The following is a 19,419-nucleotide window of genomic DNA, read 5'->3' as shown; positions in this document are numbered from 1 at the left end:
ACTCCCACCACAACTCCAACTCCGACTCCAACTCCAACTCCCACCACAACTCCAACTCCCACCACAACTCCAACTCCCACCACAACTCCAACTCCGACTCCAACTCCGACAACAACTCCAACTCCGACAACAACGCCAACTCCGACAACAACTCCAACTCCGACAACAACTCCAGGTACTCCCGCTGTCATTATCATTCAACCACTTGGCAGTACCGACGTACTCGAAAGCTTGGGCAACGATATATACAAAGTGCGACTAAATACTCAGCCAACTGCTAATGTCACCGTTGCTATTACTCCTGGAACCCAAGTTACTGTCAGCCAACCTGCCCTTACTTTTACTCCCGCCAATTGGAATGTCGCCCAAACGTTAACGGTGACTGCGGTTGACGATGCGGCTGTTGAGGGCGATCGTGTCAGCCCAATTAGCCACGCCACTACCAGCAATGACACATTGTATAATAATCTCGTCGCTCCTGTGACAGTCAATATCAGCGATAACGATAACTTAGGCGATGTCAAAACCCTGTCCCAAAAGTCAGTAATCGGTTTGACAGACAAGGACGATCGCGTCACAGGATCGGCATTGAATGACATTATCCACGCACGCCCCGGCAATGACTATCTTCATGGCAAGGCAGGCGATGACTTGCTTTACGGACAAAAAGGCGATGACGGCATCAGCGGCGGTGATGGCAATGACATTATTTTTGGCGGCCAAGGGATTGATTTTATTCAGGGTGACGGTAGCCTTGACTTGATTTCTGGAGGAAAGGAAAACGATCGCATTTACAGCGGCGATGGCGACGATATAGTGTTTGGCGACGGGGGCAATGACTACTTATTTGGAGAAATTGGTGCCGACACTCTCACAGGCGGATTGGGTTTTGATGTGTTTGCGATCGCGATCGATACTGGTGGAACAGACGCTTCCGCTGCCGATGTGATTACTGATTTTACCCTCAATCAAGACAAAATTGATTTAATTAGCCCCCTGGCTTTTAACCAGTTAAATATTTTTCAAGGAACCGGCGCTTTTATTAGCGATACGATAATTCAGTATCAGGTAACAGGAGAGTATTTAGCTATATTGAAAGGAGTGACTGCCAGCAGTATAGTTCAGGCAGTAACTTTTTAGACTTCGTATGTTGTTGCGCTTTAGCGCTAAAGCGCAACAACATACCTACCCCATTTCGATCGCCTAGTTTGTAGGGTGTCTCAGCAGTCGATCGCACTTTTGCTTTGATTGTCAAATCAATAGCAATCCTCCCATCATTTGTGAATTTCTTACGGACTCCCCGCGAGTTCGGGTGGGGTAAAAAATTTACGACTCCTGCAAGGATCGCTATAGCAACCGCTTAATTTAAATTGTGTAGCCTGTCTTTGATTTTTTTGCGAGTCCCCAATGCAGACTGACAGCGTTCCCAATAAATTTTAGCAACGCGATCGCCCTGATTCTGACGCCAACACTCTGAAAACAGCCACGCGGCTTCAGCCACATTCCCTTCTGAGTAAATCGCCCTAGCTTCTGCAAACAATTTCAGCGTAGCTAACTTGCCCTCTTTCATTGCTAGCGGGTCAGCATCAAACACCTCATAAACCGTTACTGCTTCGGATTTTCCCTTGACTTTTACCGTGTCGAGAGTGCGGATTGCGTACTGGGATGGATTTTTTAGGCGCGAGTAAGTTGGCTGGGTAATTAATAGAGAAACCCCATAATTTTTCGTCAAACTTTCCACGCGAGAAGCTAAATTCACCGCATCGCTGATGACAGTCCCGTCCATGCGATTTGGTCCTCCCACCGTTCCCAGCATCAAAGAACCCGTATTAATGCCAATTCCAATCTGAATCGGCGCACAGCCAGATTTAGCGCAGTATTCATTGTATTCAGCGAGACTGTGCAGCATAGCAATTCCCGCTTTCACCGCATGATCCGCCTCACCGCTAAACAGCGCCATAATCGCATCGCCAATATATTTGTCGATAAACCCCTTATTTTCATTAATGACGGGTTCCATGCGAGAAAGATAAGAATTGATAAATTTGAAATTATCCTCCGGCGTCATAGTTTCCGAAAGTGTGGTAAAATTGCGAATGTCGGAAAACAGCACCGACATTTCTAACTGCACTTGGTCGCCCAATTCCACATCAATGATGCTTGATTTATCTAAAAACTGGAGGAATTGATGGGGGATGAAGCGCTCGTAAGCTTTGTTTAGTTGAGCCAGCCTGCTTTCATTTTCGCGTACTTCTGTATAAAGCTTAGAATTTTGAATCGAGATAGCCGCTTGTCCCGATAAAACTTTTAATATTTCCACTCTTTCTGGGGTAAAAGCTCCCGCTGTCAAATTATTTTCTAGGTAAACAATACTAATGATTTGAGATTGATTAATCAGCGGCACACATAAAATTGATTTGGGCTGATGCTTTCGGATGTGGCGGTCGTTGGTAAATTGTCCCGATCGCGCAGCATCATCCAATACCACGCTTTCTTGAGTGCGGCTCACATAATTGACAATTGCAGTAGAAAGTTCTTGACAGGTTTCAACGGGGATGGACTGCAACACGGTGACGAGTTCGTCATCGATTGTCCCTTCAGCTTCAATGAACAGTTGTCCCTGGCTTAACAAAATCAGATAACCCTTTTGCGCCCCTGCATTTTCCATCAAAATTTTCATCAAGCTAGACAGTAGCTTATCTAGCATAATTTCTCCAGAAATCGCCTGAGAAGCCTTCATGACTGCGGCGATATCTAGGTGATTCCCCGAACCGGTTGTTGTCATTGCTACGGTAGTTTGAGTGTTGTTCCTTCCCGGTTGAGTTACCGCGAATAAGTGGGGATATCGCGTTTCTAAATCCGTTATCTTAGCAGTGGCTCCCCATTCAACATAACAATAATACGCCTCAAATATGTAGGCTTGAGCAACTTTTGTTTTGCCCCATTCCCCGTAGAATTTGGCTGCTAGTTCGTTGGCCAGGGCTTCGTCATTAACATATTTGTTTTCTTTGGCTCCTTCAATTGCGCGATCGTACATTTCAATCGCCTCGGCTTTATTGCCCAATACCCGTTGCCGTTCTGCTTCCACTAAATACCATTTATGCAGATAATTCATCGGAGCATTTTGCGCCCACTGTTGCAGCGTGCTTTGATGGGTTTCCACTAAGGCAATAATTTCAGTTTGCTCAATTGCTGGCTGTGCGGGAAAAAGTGCCAGGTGCGTCAGGGCGGCATAAAAATGAAAAATTGGAACAAAAGTCGATCCAGATACTCCCATCAAATACTGTTTGACTTGGGTAATGTGGTCTAGTGCAGCCGTATAATTTCCATAGCAGTAAGCAAGCAGCAGTTTGAAGATGCAGGCACAAGCGATCGCCGTGAATTCATTATCCTCATAGTGCTTGGGAATCATCACCGTTTCATCGTAGGCAGAGCCTATTAACAAATCCGGCCGAATACGGGTTTCCCTCAAGTTTTGCACCGTCTGCTGAATCATATCCAAATAAACCCGAGCAGAAGATTGTTTTAACTGCGCCATGACAGCCCTGTAACCTGCTATTTCTGGTTCCCAAGTGTCTAGTTCTACCCCAGCGAATAAATAAGTATAAAAACAAATATATATGTTGTAGCCAGCGTCTACAAAGTCGCCTGTTTCCATGCCCAACCTATAGCCCTCTTTCAGCGTCGGTATCGTTGCCAAAAGAGCTTCTTGGCGATGCTGAATCCAGCCACCAAACAAAAGCAGAATTATAGACTTGAATTCGGGTACATTGAACCGATCGAGCAAGTTCAGTGCCAGTCGCCCAAAGCAATAACCGGTTTCCACCTCTTGTAAAAAGGCACAGAACACCATCCCGTGCATCGCATACCCCACCGTCGATGCGGGCGCATTCCCAAAGGAGAGCGATAAACTCACCATCGTGGAGCTCAGCAGGGGCAGCAAACCGGGCATTCCTTGGAAAACGGGTGGAAACAACATACCAGACAGTTGCATAGCTGCCTGAGTCTGTGGATTTGTCATCACAGGTAGGTCAACCAATTCCTCAATCTTTCTGCCGCCGAGGGTGCCCGCAAGGGCTTGTAGCGCTGTGCCAATCTTGGCTTCATCGGGTTCGGCAGGGAGTTCAATCCCCAATTGTAAGAGTGCCTCTCTTGCTACTGCGATCGTTTCTAACACCTTGCTCTGGGCTGTCTGAGCGGCAATTTTAATTTCGTAAATTTTAACTCGATCTAAAATTGTTTGGGCTTCTTGCAAAACCAGTGCTGCCATGTGTTCCATACCATCAAAGTCACCATTCAAATAGGCAATTTCAGCAGCCGCAACATAGAGATTTAGTGCCAATTCATATTGAGTTTGCCAGCATTGAGGTGTCAGTAGCTCAATTCCCGCTTGTAGATAGATATTTGCCGCAGCGTAGGCGGTAGAACTTCTGGCTTTATGTCCCGCTTCTAAGTTAAGTTGGGCTAAGGCTGAGCGTTCACTTAATTGATCGATTAACTCAATTCCTTTATTTAAATGCCCCACAATATCAAAGAGTTTTTCTTCTGTTTCAATGTCAGAAGAATTTTGTAGCAGTAACTGTCCGATTTTGAGATGAGTAGCTTGTTTTTGGTCGTCGGGAATCAATGAATAAGCCGCTTGCTGGACGCGATCGTGCAGGAACTTATAAGTTGGATTAGGAACAGACTGGTTCGGGGAGATATCATCGGCTTGAATGAAGTTATAGCCTTCTGAAATCAGTAAAATGAGTCCTTCTTGCAAGGCTTTCCACAGCGCTGATTCCGTTGGTTCTGGTAGTTCTTCGTTGACTATTGCCAATGTCTCTAAATCAAACTGCGCCCCAATGCACGCGGCAAGTTTGAGAACATCCTGAGTTTCGGCAGGCAACTTCTGCAATTGCGCCGCCATAAACTCCACCACATCCGAGGCATCGGCAAATGTAACTCGATCGATATCGCACTGCCAATGCCGTACATCCCAGTCAAAGATAATTTGATCGTCTTCATACAACGACTTGAGGAATTGAGTCGAGAAAAAGGGATTTCCTTGGGTTTTTTGATAAACCAATTCTGTTAAGGGCCCAGCCAAGGATAAATTACAAATCAGCGTATCTGCTACCAACTGATTCAGATCTGCTAAACTCAACGGTTGCAGCGTAATAGTGTTCACCACTGCGCCAGACTTCACAATCTCATCCACCGTCAACATAAACGGATGAACAGGGGAGACTTCATTATCCCGATAAGCACCCAATACTAAAAGATGCCCCGTATCCTCCATCAACAGTTGTAGCAATTTCAAAGATGCCGAATCCGCCCACTGCAAATCATCCAAAAATATTACTAAGGGATGTTCGGCAGTAGTAAATACTTGCACAAACTTTTGCATCAGCAGATTGAAGCGATTTTGCGCTCCGCTCCCCGACAGTTCTAGCGCAGGACTTTGAGCGCCAATGATGCGTTCTAACTCAGGTATCACCTCAATTAGCACTTGCCCGCTATCGCCTACTGCTGCGAGAATCAGGGTTTTCCATATGTGTAACTGAGCGTCACTTTCTGATAATAATTCCCCCATTAATTCCCGAAATGCTTGCACAAATGCACTGAAGGGAATATTGCGTTGAAATTGGTCGTATTTGCCTTTAATAAAATAGCCGCGCTGTCGGGCGATCGGCTTATGCACTTCGTTCACTACTGCGGTTTTACCAATCCCTGAAAAGCCAGCTACTAGCATCATTTCGGTACTAGCATTACGGACTCTTTCAAACGCAGCTAATAGATTAAAAACTTCAGTTTCCCTGCCGTAGAGTTTTTCGGGAATCAGGAAACGATCCGTAATATCCCGCGTTCCCAATGCAAACTGATCGATATTACCAGTTGCTTGTAATTGAACGAGACAAGTGTCTAAATCATGCTTCAATCCCAATGCAGTTTGATAGCGGTTTTCTGCATTTTTTTCCATCATTTTACTGACAATTTGGGAGAGAATTCGGGGAATTTCTGGCTCGATTTGGTGCGGGGGTAATGGCTGTCTGGCAATGTGGCAGTGAACCAACTCTAAAGGATCTTCTGTTTCAAAAGGCAGCTTTCCTGTCAGCAATTCATAGAAGGTGATGCCGAGCGAGTAAAAGTCAGTGCGGTAATCGAGAGCGCGGTTCATCCTACCAGTTTGTTCCGGCGATATGTAAGCGAGAGTTCCTTCTAAAATGTTGGGGTTTTTCAGGCTCGGCGTTTCTCGCGTTAGCTGAGTAGAAATGCCAAAGTCGATAATTTTTATCTGCTCCGTCGCTGGATTGAATACTATATTAGAAGGGTTAATATCCTTGTGGATAATATTGGCGCTGTGAATTTGCCCTAAAGTTTCAGTGGTGGCAATAGCCAGCAGGAGAAACTCATTGAGGCTAAACTTTCGCTGCTGCATCCATATTTTCAACGATTCCCCGCCAAAGTCCTCCACAAACATCACGAGGCTGTTTTGGTATTTTTGCAAGTCATAGACTTGCACGACTCCCGCCTCTTTCAGCTCTCGGGTGATACGGTATTCGGTGCGGTAGCGTAGCAATTCTTGAGGCGTGGGGTAGCTTTCTTTGAGCAGTTTGAGGATGAGCGGTTGGTGATCCGCTTCCCGAAGGGCCCGGTAAACCAGAGAGTTGGCACTTTCGTAAAGCAGCTTCTGGACGGCAATACCTGGAATGGAGAGCATATTTATTTTTCTGGTAATAATTAACCTGCAGTCAAAACACACCCGGTTAGTTGCGTCGAGAATATCGCTTTAGAAAGGAACAAATTATGTTTGTATAACACACTCTTAGTTTTTCGGCAGCGAAGTGGCTTTCAGGTGGTCTGGCAGACTCAGGGTAAGGAGTTATAATGCCTACTTATCTAAGCCTTGTTAATTCTCAATTCCATAAATTGTCCCCCTTGCGGTTTTTCAAACATCGTTAAAAATGGCCACACCCACAGCGGTAAGCAAAACTTTAAGTTTATAGATGGTCACAGGCAGTTTGTTCAAAACCCCAGATATCAAACGATTTCAGAAGAAACCACAGAATTGATTGATCGGCTTTTACTAGAAAAAATATCTTGAACCCGGATTGTCAGAGTCACGGGGGTGTCGCCCCGCTGGGTGCAATACTATAGTAATCAAAAATTGGTATCATATCATGTCCGGTCGATAAACCATGATAAGATCCAGAGGATTACCCCTGTAAGATTCTGATGCCCAAACGAATTACGATCGCACCTCTTATGGCTGTCGTTTTGACCCTGTTTGGGATGGCCGCCTGTTCCACGACAACTTCGGCTCCCGATACTTCGACTCAAGCTAGTAAGCCGGAGAGCCAAGATTTGAATCCAAAGAATGCTGATGCTTACTACAAGCGGGGTTTTGCCTACTATCAGCAGGGGGAAACAACGAAGGCTATTAATGATTATTCTAAGGCGATCGAGCTGAATCCCAACCATGCTGACGCTTACTACAATCGCGGGTGGTTATACTCTATCCTGGGAGAAGAGACGAAGGTGATCGCTGATTATTCTAAGGCGATCGAGTTGAATCCAAAGAATGCTGATGCCTACTCCGGTCGGGGTCATGCCAAGTTTACCCTAGGGAAAAAAGCAGAGGCGATCGCGGATTATACTAAGGCGCTCGACCTTAATCCCAACCAAGCTGATGTCTACTTCTATCGGGGTATAGCCAAGGATAACCTAGGGAAAAAAGCAGAGGCGATCGCAGATTTTAATAAGGCGATCGACATTTTGCCCAAATATACTCCTGTTTACGTTCGTCGGGGTAATGTCAAGTCTGCTCTAGGGAAAAAAGCAGAGGCGATCTCCGATTATACTAAGGCGATAGACATTAGTGCCACATATGCTGATGCCTACTACAGTCGGGGTAATGCCAAGTATGACATGGGGAAAAAAGAACACGCGATCGCCGATTATACTAAGGTGATAGACCTTGAACCCGATTATGTTGAGGCCTACAAAAAGCGGGGCTTAGCCAAGTCTGCCCAAGGGAAAAAAGCAGAGGCGATCTCCGATTATCAAAAAGCCGCTTACTTCTACAATAAACAAACAAACCGAGCCACTTATTACTGTAATAAACAAATAGACAAAGCCGCTAACTGCAATGAACAAACAAGAAGCAGAAGTGATTACCAAGATGCTCTTAACCAAATAAAAAAGTTATCGGCACAGTAGCGATAACCTGAAATAGGACTTACACTCATCAATCCGGTTTCTCTAAATAATCCTGGGTTTGGTAGCGAAAAATTAACCAAGAAACCGGGTTTCTGGCCTGGCCGTAGCGATACATAAAGAAACCCTGTTTCTCAGAAAATATTAGAATTTAGTAGAGAAAAACCTAGGAAGAAATGGACTGTCAAAAAATCATCAGCCGTGGCAGAATCTTGTTGAATCAGGCGGTAAACTTGATCGCACGGCTCTTTAGCGTCGTTTGGGGGGCAATCAGGTGGGAAACAGTCGGGTCACTGCATTTGATAAGCTCTTAGATGATTTTGATCTACTTCCTACTTCCCCTTACCCTTCCCCACTACAAACTCCCGCAGCCGCAGTAAACTAGCCGTTTGCCCCAAATTCAGCGGCAGCAGCGACACTCCCTCCAACCGAGACTGCACCCAACCTTCGCCCCAATACCACTCATGAAATCCGTCAATTCCCTGACTCAATAACAGCCGGAGACAATTGTGCTCAGCAATATCAACGTGATGCTGAACTGCCACGGGGCCCAACCAACTCGTAAAGGTCAAACCTTGAGAAAATTCTTCCGGCAAACCGCTAGACAACTGCTGCGGCCACAACCACTGCTGCAATTGACTCGGACGCAACAAGCTGTCTCTAATCGCTGTTTCGGAAGCTTCAAGCTCAATCCGCAGGTTGCTTTGTTGAAAGTTACCGAGCATAAGAATTTTAGATATAAGTGCAAGTAACTTTAATGTAACTTATTGGACTGCTTCCAACCTGTTGCGGGCGGGCAAGATGCCCACCCCACAAGCAGAAAATTCATTCTTCGCTTCACAGACCGTCGGGCCTGTTCATGTCCGGGCGGGCTCTGAGACCCAACCCCTATTCCCCACAAACAGAAAATTCACTGTTTGTGGGGAATAGGGGTTGGGCCTGTTCTTGACAATAGTCCAAAATGTTCGATCGCACACCAGCGCACACCAGCGCACATCCGCGTCCATCCGCGTTCATCTGCGGTTAAAAATTTAAGATCTTTGATCGAAACGATCGCCCCAGACCCAATTTTCGTATCGAACTGTTAAGGTCTGTTTCATTTCATTGAAATCTCTCCCCCATACCCCCACCGCATCCAAACTCCGTGATACCATCACACCTGAGTAATGCCTATAGTAAAAAACTGGAGAGAAAAGCTTTGACACTAAGGGTTGCAGTAGTAGGTTCAGGCCCTGCGGGTTCTTCCGCCGCCGAAACACTGGTAAAAGCAGGCATCGAAACATACCTATTCGAGCGTAAATTAGACAATGCCAAACCCTGTGGCGGGGCAATTCCCCTGTGCATGGTCAGCGAATTTGACTTGCCGCAAAGCATCATAGACCGCCAAGTCAGAAAAATGAAAATGATCTCCCCCTCGAATGTCGAGGTGGACATCAATATTGAAAACGCCCACGAATACATCGGTATGTGTCGCCGCGAAGTGCTCGATGGCTTCATGCGCGATCGCGCCGCTTCCTTGGGTGCAAAATTGATTAACGGCACCGTTCACAAATTAGAAATTCCCGGCAACAATACAGACCCCTACACTCTCCACTATGCCGACCACTCCGACGGCAGCGCAATGGGAATTCAGAAAACTCTGAAGGTGGATTTGGTAATCGGGGCTGACGGCGCTAACTCCCGCGTAGCAAAGGCGATCGACGCTGGCGATTACAATTATGCGATCGCCTTCCAAGAACGCATCCGCCTGCCGGAAGATAAAATGGCTTACTACCACGACTTAGCCGAAATGTACGTCGGCGATGACGTATCTACCGACTTCTACGCTTGGGTGTTCCCCAAATACGACCACGTAGCCGTCGGCACCGGCACGATGAAAGTCAATCAAGCCAGTATCAAAAAGCTGCAAGCAGGCATCCGCGCCCGCGCTGCCAAAAAATTGATGGGCGGTGAGATTATTAAAGTGGAAGCTCACCCGATCCCGGAACATCCGCGTCCCCGCCGGGTTGTCGGCCGAGTTGCTCTCGTAGGCGACGCTGCAGGTTACGTTACCAAGTCTTCCGGCGAAGGTATCTATTTTGCCGCCAAGTCTGGGCGGATGTGCGCCGAAACTATTGTGGAGATATCCAATAAAGGCGCGCGCATTCCGACTGAAGAGGAAATTAAGATTTACCTGAAGCGGTGGGATAAAGCCTACGGCATTACTTACAAAGTGCTTGACATTTTGCAGCGCGTGTTCTACCGTTCCGATGCGACTCGCGAAGCTTTTGTGGAAATGTGTGCCGATCGCGACGTGCAGAAGCTCACATTCGATAGCTATTTGTATAAAACCGTGGTACCGGCCAATCCCTTCATTCAGATGAAGATTACCGCCAAAACCATTGGTAGCTTGTTGCGCGGCAATGCTTTAGCGCCTTAATTCCAGGCGGTTAAGCGCACTTTGTATAAAAAAAGCGGGCAGTCACAAAACTGCTCGCTTTTTTTTAGATCTTACATAACGAATCGCGAAGGCGCTAAGGGCGCCAAGGAAGAGGAAGAAGATGAATTGTTAGTTCAAGTTCAATTGCACTAAGGTATCCGGTGCGAGGAAGTGGGAAATGTGATAAGCTCGCTCTTCTGTTTTTAGCAGGATTTTTTCGTAGAGGTAGCGCGTAGCTCGATCGCCCAAACTTTCTGCTTGTCCTGCTTGACGCCGCAGCAAACCTATAATAGCTTGCTCCGCAGTCAAATCATGTTCCAGCATTTGGCGGCAAGAATACACGCCGTCTGGTTCCGGCTCGAAACAGCACAGTTCGGCTAACTTGCTAAAACCCGCTGCCGGTATGCCGCCCAATCCGTTCAACCGTTCGCCCAACTCGTGGACGCTATCTTGAGCTTCTCCGTAGCTTTCTTGAAAGAATTGGTGCAAGGAGTAAAATTCTGCCCCTTCCACCACAAAATGATGTTTTTGATATTGCAGGTATAAAGCCTGAAAACTCGCCAGCAGCGCGTTCATCCCTTCACAAACCGGTGCTGTGACTGAATGTTCCAACAAAATTGGGTTTTCAGCTATGTGGCCAAACGGTCTCAATGCACTCTGAGTCTCAGCCATGTGTGTTCTCCTCTCAATAGGCAGTTTTGTTGCCAATAGAGTCAGTGTAGCACTGTAAATTTACCAGTCAAGCAGGGTCTGCCTCGATAGTGGAAGATATTGTAGAGTAGGAAATTTTTTTTCTAAACCTATTGAGAATAATTAGCAGTTGAGTTATGCTTTAAAAAGATCCTCGTTCTGAACGCTTCCTGAAAGTGGGGCGAACCTTCAGAAGGCAGAAAGCAGAAGGCAGAAGGCAGAATTTTTCAGGAAGGGCTTTTGACCATCCTTGACTTTCTTCTGAAATCTGGCTTTGAACTTCTGCCCGCTACCAGTCAGGGTAAAAATTAATGCAAATTATTACTGTTGTCAAAAAATGAATCCAGCAGATCCAGAATTAGAAGTTTGTGACATTGTGCAAGTTAGTTGGCTAGATAGGTGGCAAGTTTACAAACGCTTGCAAGAACTAGAAATTCCCTGCTGGTGTGCGGTTGACCAACCTTTGCGGGCAAAAGTCAACACTGTCAAACAAGCTGCTCAGTTAACGAGCGTGTTAAGGCAAGTCAGTGCCCCTCGGGGCGAACTGGTGCAGTGGCTGGAGTGCTGCTGGCAAATAAGCTAAAGGTAGAAAGAAGTTCGGCAACGAACAGTGTACAACATGGAACGGATGTAACCGATTTAAAGGAGTCATAACAATGTATAAATCTGGCAAGCAAGTTTCCGAATTCAGTTTAGAGGGAGAAATCCTCGGCCTGATTGTTGAAGATGGTTGCAAACTTAAATATTTGCGAATTAGCAGCGATCGGGGAGTAGAATATCTTGTTAAACTTTGCAAGGAATTGCGGTCATTTCTGTTACCTGTTTTGACGCCCGGGTTGAAAGTTCAAGTTGTAGGCGAGAAAGAACTCAATTTGAAAAACGGTAAAATAAAACTTAAAGCTCGCAGCCTCAAGCTGGCTCAGAGCAACGACGATCGCTCCCCAGAACTGCTCGACTCCACCAATGGGTCTGTTGCGGTATTGACATCCGACGATCGCGCGATCGCCAAAAGCGAATTCACCTCTGGCGCAGCAGCTCAAACTGTAAAAGCTCCGGCAAAAACCCAAACCAAAATATTAGTATGTCAAAAATCAGACTGCCAGAAGCGGGGCGCTGGAGGAGTCTGTAAAGCTTTAGAAAATGCTTTAAATTCGCGCGGTTTAGAAGACCAAGTGACTGTTCAGGGAACCGGATGTCTCAAACAGTGCAAAGCGGGCCCAAATATAGTTGTGATGCCGGACAAAACTCGCTACAGCCGCATTGCACCGGCAGAGGTTCCAGCAATCATTGACAAACATTTTGCAGTTGTTAAAGCTTAGGCGATCGCACGGATGCCGAAACAGTAATTTATACTATGTGAGACTAAAAAATTAAAGAATTGGGAATAACTGATTCTGTATGGGTTTCGATCGCCCCCCCACAGTTGCATCATTTTTTGAAACTGCTACTAGACATGGGGAAAAATCATTTTGATAGGACTCGCGGCGAAAAAGTCACATCCCCAGGGCGGTGGTGGGCGAATCTTACGCCTTAATTTTAGTTCCGGTTGTATAGCGCAACCGCCAAAACGGTTAGGACGTTCTTAACTGCTCAAACCCTTGATTTTATTGCTTCTTCCTTCTCCCTTCTTCTGACTTCCATCGGACTTGTCCATTCCCATATAGTTCGATCGCGCCACTCGATTCAGAGGCTATAGTCCCAAAAAACAGGAAAAATGACAAAAACTATCACTTAGGGGCTTCCTTCTGGAGAAAGTATAAGGATAGACTGTATCTGAGACCCTGTGACTATTGGGATAAAAAGCCATGTCAGAAGCTGATCTTCGAGCCAATCAGCACCAACCGCACCCTGCTGTTCCATCCGATACCGAACCATTGCAGTCAAATTTTGCTGCTGCTGGGGGTTTTGAGCCGATCGCCCCCCATGCGACAGACACTCCCGCAAGAGTTCCCCAACAGCCAGAAGAAGACTGGCAAACAGTAGATTTTCCCAACGCGATCAGCGTAGATGCAATTCCCACAAAACCTGAAACAAAAAATTCGCAATCTCAGACACAGCCGACCGAGGCGGGCTCGCCCCCGATTTCAGATCATCTAAAAAATCTGCTTAGCAATGCGGAAGAGGCTAAGGGCAAAGGATCGACCCCAGTTACCCTAATGCAAGCGCTGCACGAATGCAACCGCGACCTTTTGCAGCGCCTCGCCCAGCTAGAAACAGCTCTCGAAGAGTCCCAAAACACCTTGCAGAACCGCGAAAGTTTGCTAGAACAGCGGACAGCAGAACTCGAAAATACTCAAGAACAATTGACGCGGCTGTTTGGCAAAGTGGAAATTTCCCATCAAACCCTCCAAGGTCAAGAAATTTTAGTTGAGAGTTTAAGAAGTCATTTGGCAACCAGCCAAGCCAGGCTAGCGGCTGTTGAGCGAGAATGTGCGTCTACTGTGCAGCGCTACAACGAACAGTTACACCAGCTAGTAACCACAGAAAATCTTTGCAGGGAACTTCGATCGCGCTTGCACCGCCAGCAGCGCCACACCCTGCAATTCAAAGCTGCCTTGGAAAGAAGTCTGGAGATGCCGCAAAAGTCACCGATTATCTACCCGCCTGACAATGCAGAGGATACCGCCAGCGCGCAATTAGAATCTTTGCTCGCCGCGGTTAAAAGCTCTCAGGTTCCGCTGCCGCCAGCTTTGAACGCTTCCCCTGTCCAACCTTGGTCGGAACCAGCAGAGCATCCAGAGGCAGTGGCTGCTGCCGATGCGATCGACCCTGAATCCCCAGCCAATCTGGAACTCAACAAATTAGCCCAAGTATCGGTCATTCAATTGCAGGAGAGCGAAACCTACCAGCCTCAGGAGCAGGCAACTGACTCTGCCGAAGCGGTTGCGGAACCTGAAGTGCCGGTGGCTGAGTCTGAACCCGAAACTGCTGCTGTCAAATTAGGCAGCCCAGAATTGGCACCGGTTGTTCAAATTGTGAATTCAGTTGAAACCTTTGGCATTCAAGAAGTGCGATCGAGTGCGGCCAAACCTACAGCAGTCGCACAACCCGACTGGCTGACATTGATTGCCAGTCCGCTGCGGCCTTCTAAAAAACGTCGATCGCTAGCTGAAATTGAATTGCCGAGTTTTCGATAGCGCACTGAAGTTGCTAGTTTTGAGTCAAAACTCAAAACTCAAAACTCTTTTCTCCCCTTTCCCATGCCGTAGGTGAGAGCATAGCTGCTAGTCAACAGCCACAGCCAAACAGCAGGATACCGGGGCTCCAACCAAGGTTGTACCCTGCGCGCGAAGCTGGGAAGCCATCCGAACAGCCAACTGGCCAAAGCCAGAAGAGTAAAATTCAAGTAACTTCCCAGCCAGCGCCAAATATCCCCCAAACTGACAAAATCTAAAATCCACAGCAGGAGAGAAGGATTTTTTCCGGCTGCTTCGATCGCCAATCGGTTGAAAGTTAGCCAGTCGGTTTTGTCTTTGATAAAAGTTTCGGCTACAGCGAGTTTTTGCCCTGCCAAAATACCAAAAAAGGTATTGAGAATTGAATTAATTCTTTGGGGTGGCAAACTACGACCCGTGGGAACCATCATGCCTTTAGAAAACAGCCAAGTTACTGAAACATTGCTCTGGTAGGCGCGAATAGGGTTTAAGTGATTTGCAGTCAACAAATTGTGCTTTAATGCTGTATCCAAAAGGTCTGTTAAGCGGAAAAGATTGCGGACGAGGGAGCCGAAGCCGGTGAAAACGAGAGGAGATTGCAGGGATGCTGCATCGCCGATCGAGATTAGGCGATCGATCGCCACGGCTCGATCGCTGCTGTTGGTGCTAAAATGCCCGGGAATATAACCAAAAGTCGGCTTTTTCCACACCAATTTATCGACATCGCAGCGGCGGTATTCCGGTAAAATTGCGAAAAAATCCTCGTACATTTCCAGCAAAGAACCGGGATTCTCGGGATTTACGTGATGGTAGTGAAATAGATAAACTGTAAGTTCTCCGCCAGCGCCGGGAAATAACTCCCAAATGAGCTGGCGGCCGCGGGAAATGTCGCCGTGAGTGTAGAGCACATCCCCATACTCAGAATCCCAAACCCCAGGCTCAAATCCTCCGTCTATGACTGCTCCCACAGTCGGACAAACGCTCTCAAAAGCCCGCCCTCCGTTCAATTGCCAAGCGATGGGAGAAGCCGAACCCATTGCATCCACCAGCAGCCGTCCTAATGCTGTGCGATCGGCTTTGGTGGGCAAGTGGCGGCCCTGAAATACTACTTTTTCCGCTTCAACATCAGCTCTAATAAAATCCGTTTCATCCCATATTTCTCCGCCAGCTTCTGTTAGCTTAACTCCCGCTAAATAGAGAAGTTTTTCGCCGTCCAAAGCTACATTTAGCACCTTCGGCGTGTGCAGAACAGGTGATCGAGCAACGGGTGGATTGTTAGCATCAAAAAACTTGTTGTAGCCATCTTTATATTCTCGGGCAATCAACGTTTCGATTTCCGCAGCAGTAAATAAACCCAAATCAATTAAGCTTTGAATTTCGTCCCGCGAAATATTCCACTCGCGATTCATCCGCCCGAAAGGCATTCGCTCAACTAGCAGCACTCGGTAGCCCAATCTCGCCATGACTGCGGCGTGAATCACTCCCAATGCCCCGCCAATATAAATTAAGTCGTAAAAAGTATCGCCAGAATCGGACACCGAAATTTGGCCTTCTTCCTTCTTCCCTCTTCCTTCTTCCTTCTTCCCTCTTCCTTCTTCCTTCAAAAACACTACTTGTTTTGGCGTTTGAGGATTGCGAGTGCCTTCGCGCCAACGCTGCTCCCACCAGTAGACGCGCTTGAGGTCGTATTCGCCTTCAGGCATTTTTTGGAAGTATTTGACTGTCAGGGGGTAATAGGGGGCAAGAGCGTCAAAAATTGACTGTTTGGAGAGGTCGATGACAGGGGGTTCTGGGTAGCGCTCGGGAAACTTGTTTCTCACAGCAAGATTCAGAGCTTGCAGGAACTTTCTTTCTCCAACGGGCGCGTCTTCTAGACGAAAGACTTTTAAATAAGTTGTGCGCTGTACTGACCAGACAAAGAGGGAAAGTTCTGTCGATCGGGAATTGCCGTTTTGTGAATTGGTGTTACCGAAGGCGGGTTTTGGATTGGCATTTTGAGTTCCAGACAACACAACCTCGGCTGCTGTTGCGGTTGACAGCAGCCGAAAACCGTCAGGAGTAATAATTTTTTCTCCGATTCCGGGATCGAATTCGTGCTGCAACCAAGTGCAGACCGCTGCTGTATCCGGTGTCGGGACTTCTAGATAAAGAATTTCTAGCATGATTAGGGTCTCAATTCTGAATAAATTAATAAAGATGAGGGAGTTGACAAGGGAGCAAAGTAAGTTATACTCCCGAATACTTATTTAGTTTTAAATAAGTTTACAGTGTTCTCAGATTTTTAGCTGATTCGCCGGAAGCCCCACAGCGGCTGAACATCTACTCCCTTCGGTATGCAATCCTATGAATTATCCCATTCCTACGAATCCTCAAGAAATGATTGCTTTGCGACAGCAGCCGCTGAATGAAGAATTGGTGGCGTCGGCGATCGCGGGTGTGATTCAAATAGCTCGATCGCGATCTCAGTCTTTGGATGAGTTGAAGGCTGAGGTACTCGCCGACGACAATCTGCTCGATTTTGCTCAGAGGCTATGGCTGAGCGACATTGTGGCTCAAGCTTGGGACAATTTGCCCTAAATTGTCCACATCCAAAGCACCCTAATAATATTTTTTGAAGCTGCCAGGAACCAAACCCGCCAGCCAATACATTGACAATTAAATTATTCAGAACCCAACGCTACCAGGATTTACCAAATTTTAGAATAGCTTTTTTTCGAGGTGGCAACTAATTCGATCGCAGGCGAGAAAGAAAGCTCAAAATTATGCTGAAATCATTTTTTGCTACGCAAAAAAGTAAAGCTGCGATCGCGATGATTTTGTCAGCGGCTTTTTGGGGGCTGGGTTCTGTTCTGAGTAAAGGAATTTTAGAATATATTCCTCCTCTAAAATTGGTAGAAGTGCAATTGACGGCTAGCGTTACGCTTTTGTGGATCGTTACCCTCAGTCACCCTGGCAGCAAACGCGAATTACTGCCCGAATTATTTGACCGCCGACAGGCTTGGAAACTGCTATTTCTGGGATTGCCAGGATTGTTGGAACCCGGTTTCGGATATATTTTTTGTATGCTGGGACTGGCAAGGACGAGTGCCAGCAATGCAACTTTGATTGGTGCGATAGAACCTGCAATTGTTATTTCTATTGCTTGGATATTTCTGGGAGAATCGGTGGGATTTTCTTTGTTATGGCTTTCTAGTCTTAACATTATTGGTGCGATCTTGACAGTCGGATTTGACAGCAATTTAAATGCGAGTTCTCTAATAGGAGATTTGCTCGTAGTGGCGGGTACTGTTTGTGCTGCTGTATATGCGGTGCTGTCGCGTAGGGGTGTACAGGAACTTTCGGCACTGCCTTTAACTGCGATTCAGCAGAGTTTTGGTTTGATGTTGGTGCTTGTGATTTGCTGGTTGGCATCAGGGGAAAGTACAGTGTTTTATTTTGCTCGAAGTCAGGCAATTTTGGGTTTGGCGATCGCCTCTGGAATTCTCCAGTACGCCGTGCCTTATTGGCTTTACCTTGTCGGGCTGAAAACTATTTCGGCAAGTATTGCTGCACAATTTTTAACGCTGATTCCGGTGTTTGGGACTGTCGGTGCTTATGTGTTTTTGGGCGAAAGGTTGACTTTGATGCAGGGTTTTGGCATGGCTTTGACTTTGACAGCAGTTTTTTTAATTGCTAGGTTGCGAAAAGATGAATAAGAACTGACATCAGAAGATCGTACAACTTGGCGACTAACGCAACTCTACTTCTCGCTTGGCTTCTGCCAAAACTCGATCGCCCCGCATCAACCGGTATTCGGCCCGCCAAACTCCGGGAGTCAGAGGAGAATTTGTACTGTTTCTTTTGCCGACATAGCCCAACCAAGTACGGCTGGGGGCTTTAATTTCATTGGTTTGATCGGCGATGGTTGTGCCGTTGGGTGCCAATAATTTGTATTGTTCCCGATCGCCCTTGAGCACTCCGTAACTTTGCACCCAAAACAACAAAGCTGGACTGTTTGCAGGGAGTTTAGTCTCTGAAAATTGTCCTTCCCAGACAGCGTTGATATCGGGTGGCTTATTGGCAAAACCGGCCCGAATTAAACCTGTGGAAATATAGTCTAGAGGCTTGTCCCAGATTGGATTGCGGGCGATGTTGCAGCCTACCTTCGCGTCGGGGCCGACAAACGGATCTACGGGTTTGCCTTGATAGCGAAAAGTTACGTGTACGTGGGGGAAAGATGCCATTCCAGAGTTTCCCACCATGCCCAAAACAGTGCCTTTTTGTACCTGCGTACCGGGTTTGACGGCAACGCTGCCTTTGCGGAGGTGGCAGTATTGGGCTTCCCAGCCTGCGCCGTGGTCGATTACCATGCCGTTGCCGCATTCTGTGCCTGCGATGTTGGCTTTGTCTGTATCGTTCTGTAAACGCCGATCGACCACACCATCTCGCGATCGCAAAACTTTGCCTGCTGCGGAGGCAATAACAGGCACTCCTTTTGCCATTGCTTTGGCGTCGGGAATCGCAAAGTCTGTACCGTCGTGCCCGTCGTAGGTTTGACGCCCGCAGCCAAAATCGACGGCAGTGGGGCCGGGTTCTCGATCGAAATACAGCAATACAAAACAGTCTTTGCCTAGGGTACAGCCGATCGGCTGACCGAATTGCGGGTTGTTCGGCTTTTGGGCGACTGCGGAAGAGACGAGACGCTGGGCGATCGTGTGGGCTTCGGCGATCGGGGCATTAACTCCGGTTGTGTTCGCACAGCTAGACAGACTTGTCAACCCCACGGTCAACAAAATTGCAGAAAGGTATTTTTTTGATAGTATAGTCATTCGCCCGTTGGATGTAAAAGCTGAGGTGGGTAGTGAAAAATCAATTAATGATTCAGAATATAGGGGATTAAGAATCTAGACGATCGGTAAGGCTTTTTCGTTTCCTATATTTGTTGTATTATTTTGAGTTAGAAATTTAAAATTTTTA

Annotated in this window: 14 protein-coding genes; 9 read left to right on the top strand and 5 right to left on the bottom strand. The window is 46.9% G+C overall.

Annotated elements, in window-relative coordinates; all coding sequences use genetic code 11:
• Nucleotides 1–1,140, top strand: a 1,140-nt coding sequence (locus QUA54_RS10280; protein WP_445301545.1) for a calcium-binding protein, incomplete at its 5' end; no start/stop codon positions are given.
• Between the two features lie 220 nt (nt 1,141–1,360).
• Here QUA54_RS10280 and QUA54_RS10275 read toward each other — a convergent pair.
• A complete protein-coding gene (locus QUA54_RS10275; RefSeq protein ID WP_333414484.1) occupies nt 1,361–6,703 on the bottom strand; it encodes an AAA family ATPase in 5,343 nt (1,780 codons plus the stop codon).
• A gap of 186 nt (nt 6,704–6,889) precedes the next feature.
• Between QUA54_RS10275 and QUA54_RS34445 the strand changes: the two genes are divergently transcribed.
• Nucleotides 6,890–7,087: an IS1/IS1595 family N-terminal zinc-binding domain-containing protein gene (locus tag QUA54_RS34445; RefSeq protein ID WP_445301544.1), complete on the top strand. Its 198-nt coding sequence runs from the start codon at nt 6,890–6,892 to the stop codon at nt 7,085–7,087.
• A 131-nt stretch (nt 7,088–7,218) separates the two neighbouring features.
• Nucleotides 7,219–8,202 carry a tetratricopeptide repeat protein gene (locus QUA54_RS10270; protein WP_333414483.1) on the top strand — a complete coding sequence of 328 codons (984 nt, stop codon included), beginning with the start codon at nt 7,219–7,221 and terminating at the stop codon, nt 8,200–8,202.
• Between the two features lie 329 nt (nt 8,203–8,531).
• Here the strand turns inward: QUA54_RS10270 and QUA54_RS10265 are convergent, their stop codons facing one another.
• A complete protein-coding gene (locus QUA54_RS10265; protein WP_333414481.1) occupies nt 8,532–8,924 on the bottom strand; it encodes a hypothetical protein in 393 nt (130 codons plus the stop codon).
• Nucleotides 8,925–9,397: 473 nt separating this feature from the next.
• Between QUA54_RS10265 and chlP the strand changes: the two genes are divergently transcribed.
• Nucleotides 9,398–10,618 carry a geranylgeranyl reductase gene (gene chlP / locus QUA54_RS10260; protein ID WP_172186475.1) on the top strand — a complete coding sequence of 407 codons (1,221 nt, stop codon included), beginning with the start codon at nt 9,398–9,400 and terminating at the stop codon, nt 10,616–10,618.
• A 129-nt stretch (nt 10,619–10,747) separates the two neighbouring features.
• On the opposite strand, the gene QUA54_RS10255 is transcribed toward chlP, so the two are convergent.
• Entirely contained in the window at nt 10,748–11,290 is a 543-nt protein-coding gene (locus QUA54_RS10255; protein ID WP_172186476.1) for a Dps family protein, read from the bottom strand.
• A gap of 355 nt (nt 11,291–11,645) precedes the next feature.
• Here QUA54_RS10255 and QUA54_RS10250 point away from each other — a divergent pair, with 355 nt between their 5' ends.
• The 3 genes from QUA54_RS10250 to QUA54_RS10240 all read left to right on the top strand — a co-directional run bounded on the left by QUA54_RS10250 (nt 11,646) and on the right by QUA54_RS10240 (nt 14,445).
• Complete coding sequence (locus QUA54_RS10250; RefSeq protein ID WP_172186477.1) at nt 11,646–11,891, top strand: Asr1405/Asl0597 family protein; 246 nt, start codon at nt 11,646–11,648, stop codon at nt 11,889–11,891.
• 73 nt (nt 11,892–11,964) lie between these two features.
• Nucleotides 11,965–12,627: a (2Fe-2S) ferredoxin domain-containing protein gene (locus tag QUA54_RS10245; RefSeq protein WP_333414480.1), complete on the top strand. Its 663-nt coding sequence runs from the start codon at nt 11,965–11,967 to the stop codon at nt 12,625–12,627.
• Between the two features lie 486 nt (nt 12,628–13,113).
• Nucleotides 13,114–14,445: a hypothetical protein gene (locus tag QUA54_RS10240; protein ID WP_333414478.1), complete on the top strand. Its 1,332-nt coding sequence runs from the start codon at nt 13,114–13,116 to the stop codon at nt 14,443–14,445.
• 38 nt (nt 14,446–14,483) lie between these two features.
• Here the strand turns inward: QUA54_RS10240 and QUA54_RS10235 are convergent, their stop codons facing one another.
• Nucleotides 14,484–16,625 (bottom strand): flavin-dependent dehydrogenase, encoded by a 2,142-nt coding sequence (locus QUA54_RS10235; RefSeq protein ID WP_333414477.1) that lies wholly within the window; start codon nt 16,623–16,625, stop codon nt 14,484–14,486.
• Nucleotides 16,626–16,806: 181 nt separating this feature from the next.
• Between QUA54_RS10235 and QUA54_RS10230 the strand changes: the two genes are divergently transcribed.
• Nucleotides 16,807–17,040 (top strand): hypothetical protein, encoded by a 234-nt coding sequence (locus tag QUA54_RS10230; RefSeq protein WP_333192700.1) that lies wholly within the window; start codon nt 16,807–16,809, stop codon nt 17,038–17,040.
• A 185-nt stretch (nt 17,041–17,225) separates the two neighbouring features.
• Nucleotides 17,226–18,158, top strand: a complete 933-nt coding sequence (locus tag QUA54_RS10225; protein WP_333414474.1) for a DMT family transporter — start codon at nt 17,226–17,228, stop codon at nt 18,156–18,158.
• Between the two features lie 33 nt (nt 18,159–18,191).
• Here the strand turns inward: QUA54_RS10225 and QUA54_RS10220 are convergent, their stop codons facing one another.
• Nucleotides 18,192–19,271 (bottom strand): M23 family metallopeptidase, encoded by a 1,080-nt coding sequence (locus QUA54_RS10220; protein ID WP_333414473.1) that lies wholly within the window; start codon nt 19,269–19,271, stop codon nt 18,192–18,194.
• Between the last annotated feature and the right edge of the window lie 148 nt (nt 19,272–19,419).

It is taken from the genome of Microcoleus sp. MOSTC5 (assembly GCF_036701825.1).
GTDB lineage: Bacteria > Cyanobacteriota > Cyanobacteriia > Cyanobacteriales > Microcoleaceae > Microcoleus > Microcoleus asticus.
Note: the sequence above shows the minus strand (reverse complement) of the source record. Positions and strands in the feature narration are given on the sequence as shown.